The organism is Tengunoibacter tsumagoiensis (assembly GCF_003967535.1).
Taxonomy (GTDB): domain Bacteria; phylum Chloroflexota; class Ktedonobacteria; order Ktedonobacterales; family Ktedonobacteraceae; genus Tengunoibacter; species Tengunoibacter tsumagoiensis.
This window is the reverse complement of sequence record NZ_BIFR01000002.1, coordinates 1132885-1147854: the sequence shown is the minus strand read 5'-3', so window position 1 is coordinate 1147854 and position 14970 is coordinate 1132885. Positions and strand designations below refer to the sequence as shown.

Below are 14970 nucleotides of genomic sequence, written 5' to 3'. Positions count from 1 at the left end.
TCTGCACAATTGCCCACTCCTGTGCTACATAGTTATAATCCCCTACTCGGGCTTTCCCCCATTTCGACCGAGGGAAAAAGAGTCCTATCACGGTATATTGGAAGTTATAATCCCCTACTCGGGCTTTCCTCTATTTAGACGCCTGCTAACCAGGTCGAACCGATGGAGGATTTGCAGGTTATAATCCCTCATTTGGGCTTTCCTCTATTTAGACTAATACGATAGAGTTCAACTTCTCGTTCGAGACACGGCCGTTATAATCCCTCATTCGGGCTTTTCTCTATTTAGACGGTCTATCTGGTCCCTAAGAAATTTTTAGCCGACGGTTATAATCCCTCATTCGGGCTTTCCTCTATTTAGACATAGTCCTCGTTTATGACGAGTGGACAAAACTGCAAAGAGTTATAATCCCTCATTCGGGCTTTCCTCTATTTAGACACGATGTTACTTGAGATGATTGAGTGCGTCAACGGATGGTTATAATCCCTCATTCGGGCTTTCCTCTATTTAGACCCCTGTCCTTCTAGTATAGCATAGAAAGCGGCTTGAGGGGGCATTTTGCGTGAGGCTCTTTTTTAAAGCGCTGTTTCGGTGTCAAAAAGAGGCTCTTTTGGGGTGAATTCCCATCAAGCCGCCTCCAGAGCGATGCGGGAGGCTGAGCTCAGCACCGAGGGCACGACCACCTCCCGCAAAATTGGTCTTTCATCTGACAGAAAGGTCGTATCTTCTTTCGGGTTTTCCTTTATCTCACATTCATAAAAGAGAGCAGGGCCTTTTGTATTGTCTCCAGTTACCATCTCTCTTTTGGGCTTTCCGCTCTTCCGACTGTCGTTTCATTCGCCCAGGAGAGACAAGCAACCTTCCCTCCTTGTAGTATTCGATATAAGAAAAATTACACTTATTGTAATGTAAAGTAGGGAAAGCCGCTTGTCTCTTTCCTCTGCTGGGGATCTCCGATGGTCGCTCCTCCATTGCTCAATGGGAAAGGATATTATGGAGGGGCTACCATGGTGGAGCTTCACGATTGAGGAAGGAGACGCCCTACTTGTATTATCTATTTTTGTCAAAAATACTAATTTATGCTTGTTAAATCGTTTCGTGATGAGGTTTCTTTCTCTGGTTCCGATGCTATTCGGTCCACCTTCACTATGTTGACCTGGTTCATTAGAAATGATACGCATGCTCAGTCAAGCCAGGTTGATCAACAAAGGAATTATCAGCACCTTCGTGTTCGGGCTTTCTGCCACATTAAGCAATCGACAGTATCCATCGCCATCGCTCGACGGTTATAATCCCTCTTTCGGGCTTTCTCCCATTCGGACTCCTTTTGATGTGATTGGTATCCATGATCATCCACAGGTTATAATCCCTCTTTCGGGCTTTCTCCCATTCCAACCTTATACTATAATTTGCAGTCAATTGCAGGTATCTTGAAGTTATAATCCCCTACTCGGGCTTTCTCCTATTCAGACAAAATTGATGGTGTTGACGCTTGTCATGATTGTGAGATGTTATAATCCCTCTTTCGGACTTTCCACCATCCAGACCACCGGAAGGCGTGGCAGAAACACTGATAGATCCTGCGTTATAATCCCTCTTTCGGGCTTTCTCCCATTCAAACAGATAATAAGGATGAGGGCATGAGCGAGTACATTGAAGTTATAATCCCTCTTTCGGGCTTTCTCTCATTTGGACTCAGGATGTTGCCGCGCCTGGCTGACAAGCTTGCCTGGTTATAATCCCTCTTTCGAGCTTTCTCCCATTTGGAATCCAACCAGTTTATGGAACTGGGCCCAGAATGATCAATCAGTTATAATCCCCTACTCGAGCTTTCTCCTATTCAGACAATCATGAGTAAAAATCCACAATGGCGGTAAGCGGCAGTTATAATCCCTCTTTCGGGCTTTCTCCCATTTGGACTAGAGGGCCGCATCATTGGAAGCGCTGTTTTTGAGGTGTTATAATCCCTCTTTCGGGCTTTATCCTATTCAGACAATACTTCTGGTGTATTCAGTCACTACTGCCAAAGGCAGTTATAATCCCCTATTCGGGCTTTCTCCTATTCAGACCCCTGCCCTTCTAGTATAGCATAGAAAGCGGGTTGATGGGGCATTTTGCAGTAGGCTCTATTTTAAAGCACTTGTTCAGGACCAAAAAGCGCCTTTTTTTGAAGGTGAATTCCCATCAAGCCTCCTCCAGAGCGATGCGGGAGGCTGAGCTCAGCACCGAGGCCGCAACTCCCTCCCGCAAAAGGGGTCCGGAGATTTCTTGTCGCGCTGTGTATGGTACAATACAAGTCGTGAGGCTTCATTTCAGGGCGGTAAGCTACTGGAGGCCCGGTGTATTGTCTGCGTCATAAAGTGAGAAATTCATGGATCTTCATCGGTATATTCTGTTGATTTATCAGGTACCCAGCCAACCTTCCGGTATCCGTGTCAGTGTCTGGCGTGAGTTGAAGAAAATAGGCGCACTCTATCTCCAACAAAGTGTCTGTATTTTACCCGAGCTCGATTCATTGGTCGTGACTCTGCAAAAAATTACTGAGCGTATTACTGAGCAAGGCGGAAATTATCATCTCTTACCCCTCCATGAATTACCTCTGGAAGAAGAAACGAAGATTATCGATGGCTTCATTGCACAGAGCAATCTGCAATATGATGAGATTATCGAGAATTGCGATGTCAATTTTAGTAAAGAGATTGAGTTCGAAACCTTTCGCCAGAACTTTACGTATGCTGAGGCAGAGGAGATTGGTCAGGAACTGGATAAGATTCGTCGATGGTATGATCGAGTCGTCGAGCGAGATTGGTATGATGCTGCTCGCCGTGAGGTCGCTAAAAAGAGTATTGAGCGTTGTGAGCAACAGCTTGAAGAGTTTGAGGAGAAGGTCTTCCTCAAACAGGTCGAGGATGAATCTCATGTCCCTCCACTGATCACTGAAAAAAAGCAGCTTCACCCACGACGCACTGAACGCAATCACCCCCATAAAAGTTGATCGAGGCGAAGTAGCTATGCATCTCTCTCATAGCTACTTCAGACATCACTCTTCTCAGGCCATCTTTCTCTTTTTCGAGCGTAGTTCTCGATTCAAGGTCAGGCCCAGCACGACGAGAATCGCGACAATGAGGATTGCTCCCATATATGGTCGCAGGAATGCTAGTGCAGCGACAAATTGGAACAAGGCAAACACCAGAAAAACAAGGATGATCCCAATGAGAATAATGATATCTCCAACAAGGAAATTATAAATTGCTTTGATAACGTTCAACGTCCTATGCTCCCTTTCTCTCTTTACAACGTTCCGACGCCTTAGACTGTCTGGCTCTCACGAACACTGGGCGCAGGAATCGGTGATTGCTTCTGACGTTTCAACCAGGCTATGAACACACATGATGCCAGCAGGTAGATGCCAACGAGAATGGGAATAAATGCGTCAGAAAAAGGCCAGCTTACCTGAAATCCTTCAATGGCCCAGAAGGTTCCAAATGAGGTCAACATAATGCCAACGATAAATTTGAGGGTATTTTCGGGGACCTGCTTCAAGGGGGCCCGTACCAGTAAACATAGCAGAATAACCAGTCCGCCAGCAATTGCCGCGCCGAGTGCAGCTGAACCAATCCCACCCAGACCACACGAACTACTACAGAGCTGCGATGAGGTGTTACTACCAAAGGTAATGACAATAAATGCAACCTCTAAGCCCTCCAGAAAGACGGCTTTAAATGCAAGGGCCACCGCTGTCGGCTGAATCTTCTGGATATTTTCACCTCGCGCACGCAGCTCCGCCATATTCTCCTCAAAAATAGCTTCCTCGTCATGAAGCGCTTTGAGGCCGCTATAACGGAGAATGGCCTTTTTGAGCCATTTCAAACCGAATAGAATCAGAATGATACCAACAACCAGGCGTAAAATATTGAGGGGGATATAATAGACAAGTGCGGTGCCAAAGATGGCAACAATAATCGCAAGAGCAACAGCCGCCGCGAACGTACCAATCAGCGCGCTACGCCAATTGATGGTCACACCAACGACCAGCACAATCGTAAAGGCTTCAACGAATTCCACCAGGGACGCGAGAAATGCGGGTACAATGACAGCCCATTCCATCAAACAAATCTCCTCTGTATCAGACCAATTAAAACACGATGACTAAAGCGCTCCACTCAGACGAATGTTCAGGATGGTGGATAGAAATGTCATCTGAGATGATGCACGTTCCCACAACGGTGTGGTAGCACATGCTTATTGTAACACATGTTGCAATGAACATGTGTTATTTGTAACAGGTTTTACTCATTCTTAACAAAGGTTTAAATAATGCTTAATTCTTTCCCCTTAAGCTTTGCTCAATGGGTCAAATGGCCCAGGTTTTTTATCACCCGGGTATCGGTGAAAGAGGAATAACAGCACAATGAATACCGTAGTGAATGCAAAACGGCGCACTTCTCTTTTCCGTCATTCTTATGTACTGATGGCACTGGTTGGTCTTGTCACTATTTTAAGTGCCTGCGGTGGGAGCTCGACTACTACTGCAACGACGAGTACAACATGCGATAAAGCCACTGGCTTGACCGTGTATTCCGCACAGGGATATGACTCGGATGTCACCAAAGCTTTCCAGAAACAGACTGGCATTACAACGAAGCTTGTTGACGACAGCACTGGTCCTCTCATCGCCAAGATCTCTGCCGAAGGCAATAACCCTCATTGGGACGTCTCCTGGTTCGATGGAAATGTGACGATGCAGTCGCTTGATGATCAAAATCTGCTCTTAAAATGGCAATCACCCAGCACGAGTAATCTCACCGCACAGGGCTTGAAGTATGTGCCCGGCGATAACAGCTATTATCCAGTCAGCCTGACCACGGTGGGAGCCATTGCCTATAACAAAAACAAGGTTCCCGCAGCGGGATTACCAAAGGACTGGAATGATCTGCTCAAACCTGAATACAAGGGCCTTGTGGCAATGAATGATCCAGCTTATTCTGGCCCAACCTATCCACTGATTGCTGGTGTATCCCAGCTCATGGGCAGTGAGGATCAGGGCAAGCAGTTCTTCCAGCAGCTCAAAGCGAATGGTTTAATCAACTTTAAGACAAACGATCCTACATTGAATAGTGTTGAAACGGGCGCACGTGAGTTCGGTATTGTGCAGGACTCAGCTATCTATGGAGCCATCAAGGCGGGTCAGCCACTGGGAATTATCTATCCTTCCTCCGGAGTTATTGGACTGCCTGGTGTGATCAGCGTCTCAGCGCACTCAAAGCATACCGCCTGTGCTGAACAGTTCGTCAACTGGGTGCTCTCTCCTGAGGGTCAGTCAGTGATGACACAACATGATCCAACTGATGGCGATACCTATTTCATTCCTCTGGTGAAAGGGGTCACACCTACAGTGCAACGTCAGTACACTGACATCAATTTTATTGACCTGAATGTGTCCCAATGGGCAAAGGCAGAGGCAGAATTAAAACAATGGTTCCACAACAACATCGTTCAGTAGCGATTGTTGACGAACAGGGTGAGGTAGAGCTATCTACTTCACCTTCTGTAACGTCTTCATTGAGCAGATCTGCTCTTTTACGCCTGATAAGTATGCTACTGGTGGTCGGTATCCCGATTGTGGTGCTTGGCTTACTGGTACTTTACCCGCTGGCGGCGATTCTTCTCCAAAGCGTCTTTCCAAATATCTATGCCATCAATCCAGATGTTACCCCTGGCCTGTCTGCGTTGAAACAGGTTTTCAGCGATCCACTGAACTATCAAGCCTTTGGCAATTCACTCTGGCTCTCTGCAATTACTGCGCTCATTGCCTCGCTGGTGGGAACGACGCTGGCGATTCTTGCCAAAAGGACCGATCTTCCTTTCCGTGGCATGATGGATACGCTGGTCTGGATCATCTTCTTTTTCCCATCCTTCTTGATTGGTGAGGCCTGGTCGCTGATTCTGATTCGGGGAGGCATTCCCGATCAATTTTTGCATTTTTCAGATGCTTTGATAAAAGGGTTTTTCTCGCCTGCGGGCGTCATCTTTGTCCTCAGCCTGAAATCATTTCCGTATGTGTATATTTCGGTATCCGCAGCTTTGCGCTGGCTGGGTTCAGAATTTGAGGATGCGGCACGGCTCTCTGGTGCACGCGTCTGGCGTGCGTGGTTGAGCATTAATACGCCTTTGCTTGCGCCCGCTATTTTCGCTGGCGGGCTGATTGCCTTTGCTGAAGCGCTCTCCGACTTTGGTACTGCGGCCACTATCGCGCAAAGTTCAAACGTCACGCTCGTCACGTATCAGATCTATGCGGCAATCAATACGGCACCAGTCAATTTCAGTGCCGCTGCCGCGCTCTCACTGTTACTTTTTATGGCCATTGCGCTGGCCTTGCTGGTACAGACTGGCGTCCAGCGTCGACGTTCATTCCAGGTCATTAGTGGACGGAATCGCCCTGCACGCCCAATCTCATTGGGTCTCTGGCGCTGGCCTGCGCTGCTTTTTTGTATCCTGGTCTTTACGCTGGCACTGCTTCTGCCGCTGAGCATGTGTCTGATCCTCTCATTCCTGCATGCCTTTGGGAATGGATTAACGTCCAGCAATTGGACCGTTGCTAATTATATGGCGGTTCTGGCTCAGGGATCAGATGCGTTAGATGCCCTGTCTCGTACGGTCTGGCTGGCGCTGGGCACTGCAACCATGACGACCTTGCTGGGCCTGCCAATTGCATTTATTATTCGGCGCACTCACCTGCCTGGACGATCCATTCTCAGTATGTTTACCCTGGTCACCATTGCCGTTCCTGGTATTATTCTGGCCTGTGGCTACATCTTTGCCTGGAACGCTCCGTACCTGGAAAATATTGGGATTGGTGGACAGGATGGTATCCAGTTTTATGGTACCATCTGGCTCCTCTTCTGCGCTTACATCGGTGGCAATCTGCCCTATGCAACACGACTGAGTATTGGCGGACTGGAGCAGGTTGGCACAAACATGCTCGAAACAGGGCGTGTGCAGGGGGCCAATATCTTCCAACTCATCTTTCACATCGTTGGTCCCCTGTTACGTAGCCACCTGCTGTCTATCTGGCTCCTCGTATTTACTGGCACAATGTTTGAACTTGCGGCATCTGAACTGCTCTATCCGCCTGGACAGCCAACATTGCCGGTACAGATTATCAGTTTCTTCAATGATTTTAAATTAGGACCAGGGATGGCACTCTCAATGCTCAATGTTGCTATTGTCGCGTTTGCCCTGATCGCAATACGCGTTTTACCCTGGCTGGTGGGAAAAATTGGAGGGCGTATGCAACGGAGAAAGGCAAATTATGCACAATACGTATCTACAGATCAAACAGCTCAATAAACGTTATGGCGCAAAGAACGTCGTCTCTGATGTCAACTTGACGATGGAAGAAGGAGAGATCCTCTCACTGCTTGGGCCTTCTGGCTGTGGCAAGACGACGATGCTGAGAATGATCGCTGGCCTGATTGCACCTGATAGCGGCTGGATCGGGGTTGGTGGACAGGTGTTCTATGATGGGAAACGTGCACTTGAGGTGGAGGAGCGCCAGATCGGGATGGTCTTTCAGGATTATGCGCTCTGGCCACATATGACGGTTGCGAAAAATATCGCTTTCGGCATGCGCTTACGCCGAAAGCCAGGGTCAGAGATCCGCAAAAAGGTGGAGCAGCTGTTAGAACTGGTGAATCTTCCTGGGGTCGGGCAGCGCTATCCCTATGAGCTCTCAGGCGGTCAACAGCAGCGCGTGGCGGTGGCGCGCGCCCTGGCAACGGAACCACGCCTTGTGCTGATGGATGAGCCACTTTCGAGCCTGGATGCTGGCTTACGCGAAAATATGCGCACAGAATTGGTGCAACTCTTCCGGCATCTTAAGATAACGGTTATCAATGTTACGCATGATCGCGATGAGGCAATGTCGATGTCTGACCGGATTATGGTCTTGCGCGATGGTAAGGTGCAACAATGTGGAACACCTACTGATCTTTATCTGTATCCACACAACCCTTTTGTAGCCTCATTTATGGGGTATGCAAATATGCTCTCGGGGGAAGTTGTGGAGAGCACCGATACGGATATGGTTCTTTTGCGTCTGACAGAGAATACTCAGGGGCAGTTGATCGTTCAGGGCAAGGCACAAACTGCTGGCAACACAAGCATCGCTGGGAAAACGTATTTGCTGTTTCGTCCAGAAAATATTCGCGTCTCTCAGGAAATGCGCCAGCTTGATCACACAAATCATTGCGAAGGAAAGGTGGTCCATACCTCATTTGTTGGTGGGCAGTGGCGAACGCTGATAGCACTTGATGGGGTCACATCAACTCCCATTCTGACGTTTCCCCCCTTCCGGCCACAGATTGCGCAACGATTATGGTTAGAATTTCCTCCTGAATACTGTCAGGTCATTGTTGGTTGATCCATATCGTCTGTGGCCCCTCATCGCATTTAACACAGGGGGGCCGCAACTGAGCCTTTTCTATCCTCTCTCCAGTTGAGCAGACCATAACGCTTCCAGTGTCTTGAGGTCATCGATAAATTCTGCTTGACTCTGCTCAGGTCGCTTTTCCAATGTCTCAAGCATCTCCAATGTGAAGGCTTTGCTACCCAGTAACAGCCAATCTTGTTTGAGCTTTGGATGAATGGTAGAACCTGTCGCCATCGCAAATTGAAAATGGTTCTCAACACTCTTCATATCAGCTGCATAACCAATAATATAGTTTCCGTTCACTGTATTTGAGATTTTATAGATACAACCACAGGGTACACGCTCTTTATAAGCCTTACTGAGCTCTTTCCGATGATCCATCTGTGTCTTTTCCCTTCCATATTTTTTCAATTGTACCATTAACTAACGTGAGTTGTCAAGAAGGGAGAAGAAGCATCCCGAAGAAATTCTGGGCGTTCCCTTACAGACGTGAAAAAGAGGGCTTCCTACGCGATGAAAAGAATTTGAAATCTCGCAGAATCATTATGACCTGAAAATGCACTCACCAGATGGGAGCATTTTCAGGTCACACTCAACGAACTTACTGGTATCCGATAATCGCTATGGGGTTACTGATTTGGATACTGCTGGTTGGGATATTGCTGGTTTGGGTACTGCTGGTTGGGATATTGCTGATTTGGATACTGCTGGTTGGGATACTGTTGGTTGGGATACTGCTGGTTGGGGTACTGCTGATTTGGGTACTGTTGGTTTGGGTATTGCTGGTTGGGATACTGCTGATTTGGGTACTGCTGGTTTGGGTATTGCTGGTTGGGAGATGATGATGGTTGGCCACCATTGACAAATGGATAAGGTGCTACGGGTTGTTGCGGTTGAGCGCTGAATGCACCTGGATTGGGTGTGTAGGCAGGAAAGCCCTGAACTGGTGTTCCGGTAAATTGTCCGCCGATAAGCGCTGGCTTCTTGCGATAGTGAGGCAAGATAAAGGCCAGCGAGGCCAGAATCAGCCCTAACAGCATCACGCCTCCACCAATGAGCCAGTTATTCTGGTAACTCCCATGGGGATTCGCTGCATACCCACTGGTCTGATAGGTCTTGGGGTCCGCACTATTCTCATCATAGGCTACAATTTGAGCCACATGTGCTCCTGTCCCATCAAGATGTGTTCCAGTATTACCCGCTGTAGCCGTAATCTGTGTGGTATCCTCAGGATCAAACGTCACCTGCCAGAGCGGGTGATCCGACAACAGAGAGGAAGACAATGCTGGTGTAAAATCCTTTTCATCCAGGAAATACAATGCAGAATCACCATCCAGTTGCACATAGGCTCTATTTTTATCGTCGCCACTCTCACTATAGAGATAATGTTTTACAAGAGCTTTTTGAGTTGTTTGATAGGTAACCTGACGAGAGGTAAGGCCAATGATAATTCCAACGATAACAACAATACTCCCCAATAAAATCATACCCCAGCGTTGAGAGACAAGATAGCGAATCAACCGAAAAACAAGAGTATACACAATAAAACTCCTTGAAACAAAAAGAACATATTGAGAAAGATAGATAGACAAAGAAATCTTGCAGGATCGCAAATTCATATCTGTCATGTATAACGGACTATTCTTATTTCTGTATCAATATATGGAAATAGTCCACCCACATAGGACAAATGATTCGCGTCAAGGCCAATAGATCGTTACGTTAATAGACCGGCGACATACAGGCCATACACAATTGCGTCACTCTTTTGTTCGCAGCTGCCTGATCCAGCCGGAGATCTTCTTCCCCCAGAAGAAGCAGGCGCTGATGAGAAAGAAAAGAAGAAAGATGGCAATACCATAATGCCAGGGAGTGAGTTGGCTGAAGAAATCGCCCGAGTTTGTAGACGCTGGAATGAGATGCTGAACAACCGTATTTAAGGGGCCCCGATCTGGAAAAGGAACCTGAAAAAGCGTGGTGTAATTGAGGGTATGCTCGTGGCCATAGATCAAATGGACCATAGCGGTATATCTCTTGCCCGCCGTCAGTGCGATCTTTTGCATGTAGACAGGATAAGAGATAGAAGTCTGAGGCAAAAAGGTCTGAAGAGAGAGAGGAAGATCCTGCAACGTTCTTTTGTGCTCGTCGAGAATCTGTAACGTTCCTGAGGGATAGAGAAGCTGGTTCCCATTATTTTGCAGATCCACTAAGACGCGTTGATAGTTGCTTCCACTATCGTAGCTCACTCCTGTTGCCTGTAAATCTTCAACAACCGGACCAGGAAGATTAATCAAAACGCCTAACGCCAGTAAAGACTGCAAGCCAATCTCTACACTATTGAGTTGAGTGGTGCTTTTTTGAGTATGGGTCGTCAGATCCTGCGCAATAATACCTCCACCATGCTGACCCGGACGAACATTTGTGGGCACAGTAACGGTAAAAGCAACCTCTGAACTCTGCCCTGCGTTAAGCGTCAATTCCTGCTGGCTCAACGAAATCCATGCTCCAACATCGTGCTTCGCATCCTCTTTATGAAAAAACATTGTGCCGCTATCCTGCGCAGTTGTCGCATCAACAGCATAAAAGCTGACGGTGCCACGCACATCTCCATCGTTTGTCACGCGAAGCCTGTCAATAATCTGTGCTCCTGGCGTCGTATTGTATATAAAATAACTGCGCGGATGAAGGTTGTAAGGCAGATCAAAGGTTGGCTCGATACTAAAATGAGGCCCCTTCTCATGCGCTGCCGCAGAAACAAATAATCCACCTCCTGGCATACAGAGGAACCATCCTAGATAGATCAGACAGATACAGCTTAAAAACGTGATGGGCGAGAAAACGACACACTGCTTATACATTCCTGGTATCCATTCTTACCAGGAGGAGACAACCCGCCTCCTCCTCCAACCCCTTAAAAGGTATTTGCAAGCGTGATAGTAATGATCCCACTATATAGACCCGAAGGTGAGCCTGCCACAATAGTAAAGGTACCATCTATCTTATTCGTGTAATCTCCGTCTACGACAATCGTATGCGCAGAGTTTCCTGCCGTCAGAAATTTTGTGGACGTTGTCGTCAACGGCGTAACCGCCGTAAAGGTGGTACTGGTACATGTCCCATTCGTACAGGATGAGCTGACATCCAGTCCGGTAAGGTTCAAAGGGAGCGTGGTTGTGCCATTTTTTAATCCGGATGAGGCTGCACTCAATGTCCAGCCAAGCGCCAGACCACGATGATCTTTGACAACACTCGTAAACGTAAACGTGCCTGGTAGGTTTGCTCCTGTTAGCGTAAAGGGGCTTCCCGGCACTGCTGCTGCCGCATCGTTCGTCAGCGTCAACACACCCGGGTTTACCTGAGCATTAATTGTCATATCACAACTTGCAGACCCGGCACTGGCATCCAGTGGCGTAGCAGGATTACAGGCCGCTGCAAGAGCAGTTGCGTTGAAGCCAAACAAAAGTGAGCAGGTAACTGAACTCATAAAGAGAAGAATAACCCCTAATCGCATCATCTGTCGATGACCATACCCCATATTCATCAAGCATTGACCTTTCTTCATCCTTCAGAAAAGAAGGAATGCGTACACTATCCTTTTCCTACTGATTGGATCATATTCGTTTCTTCTTTTCGTCTTCTGTAAAGTACCAGGAAACTATTCACTCTTTTTTACTGTAATCGGTACTTATCCTATTCACAGTATAAAAATAGTCACATAATACGCAGCTTCCTAGCTGATTTAAATCTTATTTTCGATTATCTTCCACAACTATGACATACAATGAAATAATTTATGAAGCATTTGATCATTTTGATATATCTTCGTTTATCTAGATAAGAATAGTATCCCTCTAGCTACAGGAGCACCGACATGGTAATCACCTTCTCGTTCTGGATCTTGATCAGTCTGTTGGCGCTGATTGGTGCCATCTGTAGCATTGTCTTTTTACGACAGGCCTCTCATAACGCTCATACTCACGACCTCGATCATTATCTGTTTAACAAACATGATCATCAGCCACGAGGAACGGCGTCTCGCAAACTTCATGACTACTTGTTTAAACAGGAGCATGATCCTATCACCGAACACGATGCGAGCCATGAGCGCTTTCATGATCATGATCACGACGTCTAAACACACTTTCACATTGCAGGGGCGTCAAGATAGATTCCACTGTTTTGCTCGATCTAAAAGCTAAACGCACAGGAGTAGACTGAGATTTTGTCTACTCCTGTGCGTTTTTTTGCAGCAAAAATACTTTTCATTTCACTTACATGTCTAACGAACCAGTAACAGGATACATGTCTTCTGATCCTGATTCGTTAGACATATACATGGTTTAAAACGACAACTATCTTCCTACAGTATGCCAGTCTCCTCGGTTACCCAATTACCTGACATTCGACAAAGTTGATCGATGAAAGAGAGTCGTTGGGAATGGTTCCGTTGGTGCCTGTGAAGTTGCCTGAATAGCCACTCCCTGGATATTGCAAGACCTGGGACAGACCACCACTATTGATATCAACAGAAAAAACGATCACACCGACCGTACGTGTGCACCCAGTTGAGGACCAGCTACTTACCTGATCATTCCAACCTGGATAATTCGTCAGGTTGAAGATTCCAGGTCCCTGGAAACAGAGAGAGTCGCCACTCTGATTGAAATCTTTGTATAGGGTCACTGTAAAATAAGAGGAGGTGCAATTACCAGTTGCAAGGGGTTTTACCGTCTGGAAATGATTTCCTGCGGCGAAGGCGCTGCCTGCAAAAATGCTGAGGAGCAGGCTTGTAAGGAGCAGACTCACAACAAAGACTCGTTTCGGTGAGTTGTACATAAAGAATCCTTTCAGTACATGTGTGGTATACAACACAGTATCCATTTTGACACCATAGACAGGATCATTCCTATCCAGATACCAGTATACCATACTATTCTGCTCTTTCCTACAAACCCCCTCCAAAACAGCACAGAAATAAAAATGAAGAGAAAACTACACCAGGATCGTATTCACGTAAGCATGCTCAGCGTATGTCTTTTTGAAACGCTCCCCAGCACTTCCATTGACGCTCTTTGAGAGCATTACCTTGCTTGTGGGCGAAGGGTCAGGGCTGCGACAATCCCGCCGGTCAAGGCAACGATACAGAAAACAATGCCCCAGGACGGTCCAACACGATTAAACAAAAAGCTAAAAATCCAGTTATAGATGGTATTGCTGATGCCTATCGAAAAGAAGAGGAGCCCCATAACTGAGCCTACATTCCCTTGACTACGCTCATTCCCTAGACTTAAAAAGGAGGCCGCCAGTGGGGTCAGGCCAATAATGGCGATGGTGAGCGAGATAAGTGCCATCGTTTGTGATGAGAAGCAGAGCAACAAGAGCAGTCCCAGAATAGAGGCACTCATGCTGATTAATGACATCCTCCAGGCTCCCAACCGACCAATAATGAGCGAGATCAGAAGTCCCGCCACCACTGATAAGCCCAGCATGATCCCGCTCCAGGTAGCAGCAACATTTATATCTTGTCCATAAATAACATGCAGATACGTGGCGGCCCAGGTACGTACAATCGTGATCACACCGGCAACCAGAAAGATGCCCAAAGCCACAGGTGCCTGGATCGTTAGTAACGCTTGTAGCCTCTTCCACAGAGAAGCTCGCGGGAGTGGGAGCTCAAGAGCTTCAACAATCTCCTCTGTCTCTTCTTTAGGAAGATGGGTCGGCATAAAGATGGTTGCAAGCAATGTCACAATACCCATACTAAATGTGACGAGCAATGGCGGTCGAGCATCACCATGAAACCAGAGCAGAAGCAATCCATCAATGAGCGCAATAATCATTGATGATAATGGATATAGTTGTGTAAAGAGATTCAGAGCAGTGGCGCTTTTCTTCTTATACAGTGTACTGATCAGACCGTTGCCTGTAGAATCAACCATTCCTCCGCCAGCACCAATAACTCCCGAAAAACAGATCAGCCCGATTAAGACATTGACATGAAAAGTGAGGAACAAGAATAATGCACCGACTCCGATTGTCATCAGAAACGTCGCTAAGGCAAGCACAAAGCGAGGACCAGATCGATCAAGAAAGTTGCCACCCGTTAACGCCCCAGGAATATAGCCAAACGACCAGGCCACAACCAGAAGCCCCACTTGATCAAGCGGAAGTTGAAGTTGCGTCGATAGTGGTGGCAGAAGAGGTCCCCAACCAGCTCCGGTAAAAGCAAATGTCCCATACGCCAGACAGATAATACCAGTCATCATAGCAAGCGACCCACCTTTGAGGGTCCGACTTTCGTGCATTGTCGTAGCTTGCTTCGGCAAGATAAGATTACTCACACACACATTCTTTCTGCAATTGCGTTCAGAGAGCCACTATAAGTCTATTCAAAAATGCTTCAGTACAACTTTATCTATACGATATGTAGCACGACACTTTCGATCTGCCACAAGTATACACTCCTCTGCAAGACTGACGAGTCTTTTCGTAGTCATCTCTTCCATAAAAAAGAGAGAGGCAGAAGGATCTCCTTCTTC

13 protein-coding genes and 1 CRISPR repeat array are annotated in these 14970 nt (G+C 47.0%); of the genes, 5 read left to right on the top strand and 8 right to left on the bottom strand.

The window, feature by feature from the left end; all coding sequences use genetic code 11:
* Positions 1-176: 176 nt before the first annotated feature.
* A CRISPR array of direct repeats spans positions 177-513; the repeat unit is 37 nt.
* A gap of 1858 nt (positions 514-2371) precedes the next feature.
* The gene (locus tag EL628_RS25005) at positions 2372-2995 is read left to right on the top strand and encodes a Chromate resistance protein ChrB (protein ID WP_126582721.1); all 624 of its coding nucleotides are present in this window, start codon (positions 2372-2374) and stop codon (positions 2993-2995) included.
* A gap of 54 nt (positions 2996-3049) precedes the next feature.
* Here EL628_RS25005 and EL628_RS25000 read toward each other — a convergent pair whose 3' ends face one another.
* Together EL628_RS25000 and EL628_RS24995 are read right to left on the bottom strand one after the other, a co-directional pair.
* Positions 3050-3268, bottom strand: a complete 219-nt coding sequence (locus EL628_RS25000) for a hypothetical protein (RefSeq protein WP_126582720.1) — start codon at positions 3266-3268, stop codon at positions 3050-3052.
* A gap of 41 nt (positions 3269-3309) precedes the next feature.
* Positions 3310-4107, bottom strand: a complete 798-nt coding sequence (locus EL628_RS24995) for a COG4280 domain-containing protein (RefSeq protein ID WP_126582719.1) — start codon at positions 4105-4107, stop codon at positions 3310-3312.
* A gap of 304 nt (positions 4108-4411) precedes the next feature.
* On the opposite strand from EL628_RS24995, the gene EL628_RS24990 reads away from it, so the two are divergent.
* The 3 genes from EL628_RS24990 to EL628_RS24980 are packed head-to-tail and all read left to right on the top strand — an operon-like array spanning position 4412 to position 8422.
* Positions 4412-5503, top strand: a complete 1092-nt coding sequence (locus EL628_RS24990) for an ABC transporter substrate-binding protein (protein ID WP_126582718.1) — start codon at positions 4412-4414, stop codon at positions 5501-5503.
* A complete protein-coding gene (locus EL628_RS24985) occupies positions 5476-7350 on the top strand; it encodes an ABC transporter permease (RefSeq protein ID WP_161975753.1) in 1875 nt (624 codons plus the stop codon). Before EL628_RS24990 ends, EL628_RS24985 begins: the two co-directional genes overlap by 28 nt.
* Complete coding sequence (locus tag EL628_RS24980; protein WP_126582716.1) at positions 7313-8422, top strand: ABC transporter ATP-binding protein; 1110 nt, start codon at positions 7313-7315, stop codon at positions 8420-8422. Before EL628_RS24985 ends, EL628_RS24980 begins: the two co-directional genes overlap by 38 nt.
* A 60-nt stretch (positions 8423-8482) precedes the next feature.
* Here EL628_RS24980 and EL628_RS24975 read toward each other — a convergent pair whose 3' ends face one another.
* The 4 genes from EL628_RS24975 to EL628_RS24960 form a co-directional block, all read right to left on the bottom strand.
* The gene (locus EL628_RS24975) at positions 8483-8812 is read right to left on the bottom strand and encodes a GIY-YIG nuclease family protein (RefSeq protein WP_126582715.1); all 330 of its coding nucleotides are present in this window, start codon (positions 8810-8812) and stop codon (positions 8483-8485) included.
* A 248-nt stretch (positions 8813-9060) separates the two neighbouring features.
* Positions 9061-9972: a hypothetical protein gene (locus tag EL628_RS30285; protein WP_176589864.1), complete on the bottom strand. Its 912-nt coding sequence runs from the start codon at positions 9970-9972 to the stop codon at positions 9061-9063.
* A 219-nt stretch (positions 9973-10191) separates the two neighbouring features.
* Positions 10192-11289, bottom strand: a complete 1098-nt coding sequence (locus tag EL628_RS24965) for a WxL protein peptidoglycan domain-containing protein (protein ID WP_126582714.1) — start codon at positions 11287-11289, stop codon at positions 10192-10194.
* A 53-nt stretch (positions 11290-11342) separates the two neighbouring features.
* The gene (locus EL628_RS24960) at positions 11343-11972 is read right to left on the bottom strand and encodes a hypothetical protein (protein ID WP_126582713.1); all 630 of its coding nucleotides are present in this window, start codon (positions 11970-11972) and stop codon (positions 11343-11345) included.
* Positions 11973-12302: 330 nt separating this feature from the next.
* Here EL628_RS24960 and EL628_RS24955 point away from each other — a divergent pair, with 330 nt between their 5' ends.
* Positions 12303-12566, top strand: coding sequence for a hypothetical protein (locus tag EL628_RS24955; RefSeq protein WP_126582712.1), 264 nt, complete (start codon positions 12303-12305; stop codon positions 12564-12566).
* 248 nt (positions 12567-12814) lie between these two features.
* Here EL628_RS24955 and EL628_RS24950 read toward each other — a convergent pair whose 3' ends face one another.
* Together EL628_RS24950 and EL628_RS24945 are read right to left on the bottom strand one after the other, a co-directional pair.
* Positions 12815-13267 carry a hypothetical protein gene (locus tag EL628_RS24950; RefSeq protein ID WP_126582711.1) on the bottom strand — a complete coding sequence of 151 codons (453 nt, stop codon included), beginning with the start codon at positions 13265-13267 and terminating at the stop codon, positions 12815-12817.
* 245 nt (positions 13268-13512) lie between these two features.
* Positions 13513-14772 (bottom strand): MFS transporter, encoded by a 1260-nt coding sequence (locus EL628_RS24945; protein ID WP_126582710.1) that lies wholly within the window; start codon positions 14770-14772, stop codon positions 13513-13515.
* Positions 14773-14970: the final 198 nt, after the last annotated feature.